Annotated in this window: 7 protein-coding genes; all 7 read left to right on the top strand. The window is 42.6% G+C overall.

Translation table 11 applies throughout. The features are described from left to right. Nucleotides 1-655 precede the first annotated feature (655 nt). Entirely contained in the window at nucleotides 656-1,132 is a 477-nt protein-coding gene (locus tag ACI955_RS13455) for a YcxB family protein (protein ID WP_415244259.1), read from the top strand. A 699-nt stretch (nucleotides 1,133-1,831) separates the two neighbouring features. After that, nucleotides 1,832-2,776 carry a hypothetical protein gene (locus ACI955_RS13450; RefSeq protein WP_415244258.1) on the top strand — a complete coding sequence of 315 codons (945 nt, stop codon included), beginning with the start codon at nucleotides 1,832-1,834 and terminating at the stop codon, nucleotides 2,774-2,776. A gap of 127 nt (nucleotides 2,777-2,903) precedes the next feature. After that, nucleotides 2,904-3,398 (top strand): hypothetical protein, encoded by a 495-nt coding sequence (locus tag ACI955_RS13445; protein ID WP_415244257.1) that lies wholly within the window; start codon nucleotides 2,904-2,906, stop codon nucleotides 3,396-3,398. A 94-nt stretch (nucleotides 3,399-3,492) separates the two neighbouring features. Beyond that, complete coding sequence (locus ACI955_RS13440) at nucleotides 3,493-3,954, top strand: DUF2846 domain-containing protein (protein ID WP_415244256.1); 462 nt, start codon at nucleotides 3,493-3,495, stop codon at nucleotides 3,952-3,954. Nucleotides 3,955-4,061: 107 nt separating this feature from the next. Next, a complete protein-coding gene (locus ACI955_RS13435; protein ID WP_415244255.1) occupies nucleotides 4,062-4,589 on the top strand; it encodes a hypothetical protein in 528 nt (175 codons plus the stop codon). A gap of 42 nt (nucleotides 4,590-4,631) precedes the next feature. After that, nucleotides 4,632-5,192, top strand: coding sequence for an HD domain-containing protein (locus ACI955_RS13430; RefSeq protein ID WP_415244254.1), 561 nt, complete (start codon nucleotides 4,632-4,634; stop codon nucleotides 5,190-5,192). 119 nt (nucleotides 5,193-5,311) lie between these two features. Then, on the top strand, nucleotides 5,312-6,061 hold the full coding sequence (locus ACI955_RS13425; protein WP_415244253.1) for a hypothetical protein: 750 nt from the start codon (nucleotides 5,312-5,314) through the stop codon (nucleotides 6,059-6,061). Nucleotides 6,062-6,519: the final 458 nt, after the last annotated feature.

Here is a 6,519-nt window from a genome sequence, read left to right as displayed (position 1 = left end):
AGATGCACCGCGCAGTATTGCCATCGAGGGTGTTATGCGTTTTTGAATAAAGCGGTCTTTATTCTTTTGCCCAGACTAGTGCTGGGCTTTTTTACGTCTGAGGCGTGAGCTTGCGCAGATTGGCGCTGAAACTACAGACATGCTCAACGTTAGGCCAAGTGTAAGGCGATTCGTTAATGCCGGAGATTGGCTAATGCTGCGAGTCGTGTTGTGCTTTGGACTTCCCTAAGTTTACTAGACACTTGCTAGCTATTAGGTGTCTAGCTAACTATGGGAAGCCCAGTAACCGATAAAGTATTGGCTGAGACTGGTGCCGATAGTGTGCCGGTGACGCAGGTGCATTTTTTCGCTTACGCGCCACGCCTGATGTGATCGCTAGAATGAATAAGCTCTCGTGCGATGCGTGCTGAGGTGGAATAAATACCTTATAATAATTTCTCAAACATCGTTATAACTAAAAGAAACTCGCCGCAAATGAACTCGCTGGCGCTTTCCGTTTAGCAAAGCGTTATGCGTCAATCACCACCCTAGGGTCAAGCTATGCAGCAGCTTCGCTCAGGCGCTCTAAACGGCTGCGCTATGAAACGCTCAAAGAATTGCTCATTCACCAACTATAGAGCTATTACGAATTAACTAAATACATTAAGTGGTTTCTATGCAGCCTTATAATACTCAGTTTACATTGTCTCGAGATTACCTTGCAGAGTGTTTTGATCAGTCTTTACCCTACGGGAAAAATGCTAAGCCAAAGTTTCTATTTTCTGCGTCATTGTTAGCCCTTGGTGCGGGTGCCCTCGTTTTTACTGAGCAACCTAAGTTCGTAGGCATTATTTTAATTGCTTTGGCTGTACTGGAGCTGATTCATATTCGATTTCGACGAGCCTGGTGGTTAACAAGACAGATGTGGGGGGAAAGTTCTGATAGTGAAGTTAAATTGACCATAGATGAAGATGGGATCCGAACACAGAACCCCTATACACAAACAACGTTATTGTGGGCAGATGTAGAGCGCTTGATTGAAACCGATTTAGGGCTTATTTTTGTAGCTAAATATGGGGGTCAACAGTACCTGTCTAAGTCGTTATTTTCTGTTGAATTGATAAGCGAGATGGTTGCTCTTAATAACAATTAACATCTACCTTAGTAAAATTTGAATCGCTCATACGATCAAGCCAATACAACAGCATAACAAGGCAAGCAAGAGGGGAATATTAAAGCTTTGTTTTAACTTCCCCATCTTCCGACGTTAGTCTCTATAAGACCTAAGACCTAAGATCTAAGATCTAAGACCTACGACCTACGACCTACGACCTTCATCGGATTACGTGTTTTGACCGTCCGCTTATTACCAGACTAGAATATGCGGCATGAAAAGCTAGTATGAAAGTCTCCCGCGTCACATTAGCGGTCAGTCGTTGAATTTCTAATCATCAACATAATCGGTCAAGAAAATAGGCTATATGCCGGGCTAAAGACGCATTCCCCCCCCAACGTCACCGGTTAAGCACCCCGATTACTTACTGCATCTGCACTTTTAAGCAATGTGAACAGTAGAGCCATTCCCATTAACACATTGGCGAGTTACTTAACCTATTGAAATTTATAATAAACGCGATATGATCAAGGGAAAGGAATATTTGGCAGAAATAAAGGGAATTAGTCTTCGTTTGACCGGCACTCGCTAATAGTGGAGTCGCCATCTCATTGAATCCCCTATGATTTTTAAACCAATGTAAAAGCCAGTTCCGTGATAAGGGGGCCAAAGTGATATATGGCCTGAGTCGTTATAATAACCTGTTATATTATTTCTATCACTGCAAGGAGCATATTTATGAAAAATTTATTTTTAATTTTAATACTTATTAGTGTTATGGGATGTACTAATACACCTCAGTTACCTAGTACAGATGCTGAGAGTCGTTCATCGTTCACATACATACCTCTGGACCCTTTACCTATAACTAGAAAGAAAGGTAATAGCTGTGAGATTGGAGACAACTCAACTTTAACAGTGAAAGAATTGTTGACGGCTCTACCTGATCAGACTGTGCGGATGGCTGTTAAGAAATTCAATGCAAATGGTAAAGTTAGTTATGCTTCTTTTGCCTCTGCGGGTAAAAATGAATCATATGATGTAATTCTAGATTACATGAATACAGATACTGCGCCAGGTTCTTTTTTAGTAAAAAGATTTGTTGTTAACCTCGAGAGCTATGATGCGGGGTTTTTAAATTTAAAATACAAAAGAACAGATTATAAAATTGGTGACTCTTTAGCAATATCAGAGTCAATACCTGAATCCGTAATAACACAATACCATGTAGTTCCATATGATGAAGCCAAAGCAGCATCCCCTGAATATAAGGAATACTCAAAAGTCAATATTCCTGTTTATGTAGGGCTTGGCCTGAGGATTAAAGCAAGTATTACTACACAGGAGGCAGATGTTAATATATCTGGGCTTCCTGCTATTGCAGCACAAGCACAAGCGGGAAAAGTACGAGGTTCTCTTGTTGTGCAAACATTAGGGGTTAGCGGTAAAAATATATCTACAGCTCTTCCATTACCTAGTGAACTTAACGAAACAACCCTTATTAATAGCATTCTTGCTATGGGTGCTATTAAAGCAATGATTCATGATGATGATACATATCGAACCGCTAGAGTCATTGGCTTTTATAACCCTTTTGGTGGTGGAGAGGCATTTGTAAATGGCTTAATATCTGCATTATCAGAAACAAGACATTCATGGTATCAGTCATGTAAAGAAAAATAATATAACAAGATGCTTAAACGGAAAATTAACAGTTGGCCATCGCTTCGCGATTATAGCCAACCATTAATTTCCGCTTAGCATATCGTTATACGGCCCGCCGAGTGAGTCGCGTTTCGAGGAGTATCTATTGAACTGGAATTTTATTGGTGTCATTACTGAAATAGTGGGAGCCATTGCCATTGTCGTCTCCTTGGTCTACTTGGCGGTTCAAACAAGGGACAACACGAGAGTTATGCGCTCACGTGCTGCGTGGGACTCGCAACAAAGTTACGTGGAAGTAAATGAAACCCTCGGAGACGGTGGTTTCGTTAGTGACCTAATGTACAAAACATTTAACGAGCCTGATCAGTTATCGGATAAAGAAAAGTACCTTGCCCAACGTTTTTACCGAGGTTTTTTTCAGCGTAATGAGGCCCAGTTCGCTTTGTATCAGGCTGGTATCCTTGATGAAGAAGTCTGGAACCTTAGAAGAGGATATACAAAAGCTATTTTCAATATTCCGATCGCGAGGGAGTGCTGGGAAGTCGAAAAAACGAACTCAATGTTTACTAAAAAATTCATTGCGTCTATCGACAGCGCAGTGGACCTTGGGATGCCGAGTTTTCTGGGAGCCGACAAATAGTGAACATTTTGATTGGCCCTGTAACAAGTCAAGCAAGAAGGACGCTTACAGCGCGCCTCTTCTTGAAGCGTTAAAATTACGAGGAAATCACTCCATGAAGTTTCGGATTCCGCTTCTGTTAGTGCTTTCAGCCTTGCTGGCTGGATGCACTGCTAATGGTCAGGTATATGAAAATGCTGCGTATTCTCAAGAAAGTGCAATAGTAGTTTACCGCCCTTGGTTGGCTGCTGGTTCGGCTGCGGCTCCTAAAGTTAGCATTAACGATAGCAAAATCGGAACGCTCAAAGTTTCAGGATATATATACCGCGCGGTTCCCCCCGGAAAATACATCGTAAAAACTATCGGTGGCTTTCAGTGGGGAAAAGGGCAGGAGGTATCGATCAGCGTGAAACCGAAACGCAAAAGTTACATTCGTTTGAGTAGTGGTACCGCACAAATGAGGGTTGTTTTCGTAGGGTCAACCGTAGTCCCCTACACGACCGGAGAGATGTTCTTCGGCGAAGTTCCGCCGGAAATTGCAATTAGCGAAATTGCTAAACTCAGAGAGGTCGAGTAAATTTTAACAAGGGCCGGCAAACCGACACACTTTATGCTGCGCCGTCGGCTCCACATAAAGCGGTCGGTTGCGGCTGGCGTTAGGCTGAAATGGAAGTGCGATAAAAAATGAGCTTAATTAAATGTTCGGAATGTAGTCAGGAAATATCAGATCAGGCTGAGATATGCATTAAGTGTGGTCGCCCATTAAACGCAAAGGAAACCTTAGATAGCAATAAAAGCATGCTGTGGAGTGCTGTAACAAAAACCAGAACTCCAATAAACGTTTTTGCGTTAGCGATGATGGCTTGCGCTTCGGTACTAGGAGCAAGTTCAACGCAAATTACGGATTGTTACTCGCATTCTGCGTTCACATACACTATCCATTCTTTCTTAGCGATTTCCGGAATGTTTTTCTTGGCTATTCTATTTTGTCGGAAAGGAATGTATCACCCCGACGATCTCGACAAGGTTAGGCCTGAAACACTCAGAGATCTTGGCAAAGATAGGCCGATTATCGCTGCATTTTTAATCGCAGCCATGATGTCAGGTTATGGCTACTACCAATACAATATCTCTCGTCCTTGCGAAACTGAATCCAGCCAGCCTAACAAACACTTGAAGCCGGACCTAGCTAAAGCTGCGCCGCTTAAGTGAAAGTTATATGTCCTTGGCTTTTTATGTCTCGAAGGTTTGACCATGGAAAAGCAACTATCTTTTTTACGTGAGATTGATCAGCTCAAGAACGTGGTGAGAAAGTCACCATTAATTGATCAGTCCCGCAAAGAAAATTCAGCCGAGCATTCTTGGCATTTAGCTATGTACGCGTTAATTCTTTCCGGATCATCGAATCAAACTATAAACATTGACCGTGTAATCCGAATGCTTCTGATCCACGACATTGTAGAAATTGATGCTGGTGACCACCCGTTACATGAATCGACAAATTGTGAGAATCAAGAAAAACTGGAACAACAAGCGGCAAACCGTATATTTGGTATCCTTCCCGAGTCACAAAGTGAAGAATTAATGGCGCTTTGGCAAGAGTTTGAAGCTGGTGATAGTAATGATGCAGCGTTTGCCAAGTCCCTTGATAGAATGCAACCACTAATTCATAACATTGCAACCAACGGCGGTACCTGGGCAGAGGCAAGTGTTACTGAAGCTCAGGTAAAAGAGCGCTACGGACCAACTATTGCCAAGGGATCATTGGGACTTTGGACTAAAGCAAAGAAGCTGGTGGAGAAGCACTTTGAGTAAAAACCTTGCCATTGCCAAAAACCAACATATAACAAACGCAGGCAGTCGGACTAATTTTACGCTGCGCTCCAAATTAGTCCGCTGCTGCGGGCGTTAGCCATCAATATGGATATTTCCCAATGACAAAAAACTTTAGGCACAAAATTTATTTTCCATTTTTGCTGTTAATGTCTTCGCTGGTGATGGTCTCTTTGATTTCCTGTACAGAGCAGAATCCGGTAGAGGCTGCAGCCCCTTCGAAAAGCTCTCCTGAATATGCGGGAGAGGTTGCCGCCCCCCTGGAGAGCTATCCTGAATATGCAGAAGAGGTTGCCGCCCCCTCGGAGAGCTATCCTGAGTATACTGTCGTACTTGGTGTGGACGAACAGATAGGAATCCCTGGTTTCCCCGGTGAACTTAGAGTCTGGATAGGTAATTCAACCTTCAAACCAAACTTTCCAACTTCTATGATCCAAGACGAGACAACGATACCTGGAGAGGGAGAGTCGGCCAAAGTAGAACCTTTTGCTCCGGCTTTTGAAATAGATCCTCCAGAAACCCAATGTATAAAAATACACCTTAGTGGATCTGAACTGCGTTTCAAATTAACACCCAAAAAAGCAGGCACATTTAATGTGGGTGCAAATGTTTTCCTATTCGACTCTCTAGATTGCAGTGGTTCCCCTATACCTAAAACAGCAGCCACCCTGCAAGTTACGGTTGAAGTTAATACAAAGGAAATACTTGCAGCGAAAGCGGGGGAACTTTGGAGCATTTTCTGGGAAAAATTATTAGAGTTTTGGGCTGCCTTTGTTGTGCTTATATTTGGGTTAATTCTATTTTTGATCAGGAGTAAATTGAGGCAATGGTTTGGATTCGAGAATAAATAGAATTAGCATAATGGCTAACAAAGCAAATCACTCAGAAGCAAAACCTTCGCTCCTTTGTTCCTAAGGTTTTGCTTTTGGTGTTTGCGGCGTTAAGGTCGTAGATAAGCATACGACCTTCATCAGATTACGTGTTTTGACCGTCCGCTTATTACCAGACTAGAACATGCGGCATGAAAAGCTAGTATGGAAGTCTCCTGCGTCACAATAGCAGTCAGTCGCTGTTTCCGTGTCGTCGAGACATGTGAACAAGAGAGTACGTCCCATTAACACTTTGGCGAATCACTTAACCCATTGAAATTTATAAAAACGCGATATGATCAGGAGAAAGGAATGCTTAGCAGTAATAAAGGGAACTAGTCTTCGTTTGACCGACGCCCGCCAATAGCGAGGCCGCTAAATCATTGAATTAAATAGAAATTTTAAATAAAAGTATAAGCTAGCTCCGTAATAAGGGGGCC

Origin of the sequence: Zhongshania sp. (assembly GCF_047636175.1) — a bacterium.
Lineage (GTDB): Bacteria > Pseudomonadota > Gammaproteobacteria > Pseudomonadales > Spongiibacteraceae > Spongiibacter.
The sequence above is the reverse complement of the archived record's forward strand: the minus strand, read 5'-3'. Positions and strand labels throughout refer to the sequence as shown.

Bases quoted from the DNA above. Each gene is read 5' to 3' on its own strand.
- ACI955_RS13455 (WP_415244259.1), top strand. From the start codon at position 656: ATGCAGCCTTATAATACTCAGTTTACATTGTCTCGAGATTACCTTGCA.
- ACI955_RS13450 (WP_415244258.1), top strand. From the start codon at position 1,832: ATGAAAAATTTATTTTTAATTTTAATACTTATTAGTGTTATGGGATGT.
- ACI955_RS13440 (WP_415244256.1), top strand. From the start codon at position 3,493: ATGAAGTTTCGGATTCCGCTTCTGTTAGTGCTTTCAGCCTTGCTGGCT.
- ACI955_RS13430 (WP_415244254.1), top strand. From the start codon at position 4,632: ATGGAAAAGCAACTATCTTTTTTACGTGAGATTGATCAGCTCAAGAAC.
- ACI955_RS13425 (WP_415244253.1), top strand. From the start codon at position 5,312: ATGACAAAAAACTTTAGGCACAAAATTTATTTTCCATTTTTGCTGTTA.
- ACI955_RS13435 (WP_415244255.1), top strand. From the start codon at position 4,062: ATGAGCTTAATTAAATGTTCGGAATGTAGTCAGGAAATATCAGATCAG.